Below are 3,401 nucleotides of genomic sequence, written 5' to 3'. Positions count from 1 at the left end.
GACAACATGCCAGGCTATGGCTTCTCCCTCGCGATCCGGGTCTGTTGCTAGGTAGATAGCCTTCTTTTCTGCCTTCACTGTCTTAACTATTTTTTCCAGGTGTCTTTCGGACTTAGGAATAACCTCATATATCATATGGAAGTCATTATCAGGGTCCACAGATCCACTTTTAGCAGGGAAATCGCGTACGTGGCCAAAAGAAGCTATCACATTAAACTTCTGCCCTAAATACTTGCCGATGGTCTTCGCCTTAGACGGAGACTCTACTATCACCACTCCCATATTTCACCTACCAACAACGCTTTGGCTCAAAGCTAGCAACCTAATATTATAAAACGGAAGTCTTGGGAAGAATTTTGATTTAACAAAAATACCACCTCATTCCTCTTTCCCGACGACGACGCTACTTATACGTGTAGATATTCGTTACAAAGCTAACTACGAGGCAGAAGACAAATAATAATATTCATATAAAAACACTCAGGGTGCCAGGATAGAAAACACATCTTTTATGACACCGGAAATTCTCACACCTCACTAGTTTGAGGTGATTAAGCCATCTCTGTAACTTATAAGATGCGGGAAAGTAACTCAAAATAGCACGCAGCTTTAAAAAGCCGTCTATAGCGCAGAATATGTACCTATATTGCTGTATACTTCAGGAATACTGCTTATAATGTCATCGGCTATCAAGCCGAGCTTGTATTTTTTGCCACATTCCCCGTGCATCCACACAGCACAGCACGCAGCATGAAACTCATCCATTCCCGCTGCAAGAAGACCAGTGATCATTCCTGCCAATACATCACCACTTCCGATGGTTGCCAAGCTTGCGGGAGCATTATTATTTACAGCTAACCTACCATCAGGGGCAGCAATTACCGTATCATGCCCCTTTAACACCACAACCGCTCCTGACTCACGCGCCGCTGATATCGCTCTCTCCACGATACTACCACTTAAGTAAGGGAAAATTTGCCGAAACTCCCCTTCATGCGGTGTCATAATAACACGCCGGCCCCGAATACAAGCAAAAAGGGCGGCTGGACAGCTTTGAAATGCAGTTATCGCTCCAGCATCGAGAACATAACCCCTTCTGTCATCGCCACCTAGCACCTGTAGCACCGTGTCTTTGAGGGATGCGAAAGACGGCCCTCCACCCGGCCCGATAAGAACTGCCGTTACTCTACTATCACTAACTACTTCTTCATGTAGCTTATACATCACAGAAGTTAAGGATGCAGCATAAACAATCAATTCCTCATTGCTACAAACCACTGCAACAGCACCAGGACCTGTCCTAAGCGCTGCCAAAGCTGCTAATTTAACCGCACCAGCTGATCTCATGCCGAAAGAATAGACAACCGCGTAACCACGGTTATATTTATGTGACTTGTGGGTTAAACATGGCAAATGCCCACTCCATAGGGCCGGGGCATTACTAAACGATCGCGAATTTTCAATATCAAGCCCAATATCTTTGATATGCACCACACCACAGTATTGCCTTCCAGGAGAAACTACATGAGCAAATTTCAGGCACGAAAACGTCACAGTCATATCAGCCATTATAGCTGACCCCATAACCTCACCAGTATCACTGTTTATCCCAGTTGGAGTATCAATAGAGATTACAAATCTTCTACTTGCGTTAATTTTCTCTACAACCCCTTGCAAATCCGCTCTTAAAGGCCGAGACAAACCCAGACCAAAAATCGCATCTATCACTATGGACTCTTCTATTGCAAAGCGATCACACTCCAAAGGACAAAGCCCTAATGCCCCGTAACCCAATACCCTTACGGGCCAACCCCGCTTCTTCAGCAATTCCGCAGTCACAGAGCCCTCTTTCCCGTTATTACCAGGCCCACACAGAACAAGGACTGAAGCCTTCGCGAAATTTTTCGTTATTTCCCCAACTACTGCAGCAGCAGCCCTTTCTATTAGCCTTTCAACAGGTACCGACGATTTCTCCTCGCAAATCCGAAGTTGAACAGCAGAAAGAATGAGCGACATCCCCTGTATCCCCTAAAACACAAAGCAGCCATATATCTCAGAATACAGAAGTACGCAACACCATCAACGGCGCAAAGCTAATGCCAAGCCATCGAACAACACGAAGTACCGAAACAACACGTAGTTACAAAAACGCAAAATTCAAAGTTGCGAAAAAACAACAATGCTCAGGCATATTCTGTCTCTTCAGCAGCTACAGAAACCCCCACTTCTGATGCTTTATTTGCAACATTAGCACTCTTCTTAGCAGTCGGGATCACTCCTCTGGTTCGCTCGAAATCCCTGCGCCGCTCGTGCCAGCCGTAAGTATGCATAACCATTTTGTTCTCTATCAGAGCAATCGTACCATCCGGATAGACTACCATGTCCATTCCCCGTTTTTGCGCCTCAAGAAACTTCTCCCTGTACCGCTCCCTGTACTCAGGATCGCTGAACACAGAAACCTCACTAGCGCCCTCTCTAGACATCCATCATATCTCCAAAACCACCATACGCACAACCACACACGCATCATATCGACAAAGGGCTATAATCCCCCAGCAGATGATATCACAAAATAAGCACTAATAAATAACATGCATGCCACTTATACCACATTTTTAATATTAGTGATAATTTTACCACTATGCACTCTACATTGCAGATCTACATTGCAAGCAGTAATCAGAAAATATAGGATCGAAGAGACATGAATTACACTGGGGGTCTTGTGCGCAGTGCTGCCGAAAATTACAGGGATAAGTACATAAGTAGCTTGTTCGGTATAAGAGACAATGATTTACTATCCGTACACGATACCGCTCCACGTGAGCTTAAGATGGCACAGCTCGGTATAGTAGAAGGACGATTTCTTCAGCTGCTGGTTGGTGTTTCTATGGTAAAAACCATAGTAGAAGTAGGCACCTGCATGGGTTTTTCTGCATTATGTATGGCAAAAGCTTTACCCGAAGATGGTCACATATACACGATAGAGCGAGACTTAGAAAACGCAACAAAAGCGAGGAAAAATGTCGAAAATTGTCAGCTAGACAAAAAGGTTACGGTTATTCATGGAGATGCTAGAGAAGAACTCAAAACACTAGAGCACTTGACGCCGTTTGACATGATGTTCATCGATGCGAATAAGGCTAGCTATTGTGACTATCTCACCTGGGCTTCAAAAAACATAAGAAAGGGAGGGCTAATAGTTGCCGACAATGCTCTGCTTTTCGGCGCAGTGTTTGAAGAGCGTCCTCATGGAAGGGTAACAAAAAGCGCTCATGCGGCGATGGTGGCTTTTAATAAGGAGTTGTCCAATGAAGCAAAATACCTTTCTTCTCTGTTGCCAACAAACGAGGGATTACTCGTCGCCATAAAGCGGACTTAAATTCCTGTTATTATCTATT

At 44.6% G+C, this 3,401-nt stretch carries 4 protein-coding genes; 1 reads left to right on the top strand and 3 read right to left on the bottom strand.

Features of this window, described 5'->3' with window-relative positions:
• From ANPL_RS02185 to ANPL_RS02175, 3 genes are all read right to left on the bottom strand, one after another.
• Positions 1–282: toprim domain-containing protein (locus ANPL_RS02185; RefSeq protein ID WP_236822879.1), on the bottom strand; the 282-nt coding region annotated here is incomplete at its 3' end.
• A gap of 339 nt (positions 283–621) precedes the next feature.
• Positions 622–2,016: an NAD(P)H-hydrate dehydratase gene (locus ANPL_RS02180; RefSeq protein WP_169193158.1), complete on the bottom strand. Its 1,395-nt coding sequence runs from the start codon at positions 2,014–2,016 to the stop codon at positions 622–624.
• A 167-nt stretch (positions 2,017–2,183) separates the two neighbouring features.
• Positions 2,184–2,483, bottom strand: a complete 300-nt coding sequence (locus ANPL_RS02175) for a hypothetical protein (protein ID WP_169193157.1) — start codon at positions 2,481–2,483, stop codon at positions 2,184–2,186.
• A gap of 221 nt (positions 2,484–2,704) precedes the next feature.
• Between ANPL_RS02175 and ANPL_RS02170 the strand changes: the two genes are divergently transcribed.
• Positions 2,705–3,382 carry an O-methyltransferase gene (locus ANPL_RS02170; RefSeq protein WP_236822878.1) on the top strand — a complete coding sequence of 226 codons (678 nt, stop codon included), beginning with the start codon at positions 2,705–2,707 and terminating at the stop codon, positions 3,380–3,382.
• The last annotated feature ends 19 nt before the right edge of the window (positions 3,383–3,401 follow it).

The sequence above is a fragment of the Anaplasma platys genome (genome assembly GCF_012790675.1).
Taxonomy (GTDB): Bacteria; Pseudomonadota; Alphaproteobacteria; order Rickettsiales; family Anaplasmataceae; genus Anaplasma; species Anaplasma platys.
Note: the sequence above shows the minus strand (reverse complement) of the source record. Positions and strands in the feature narration are given on the sequence as shown.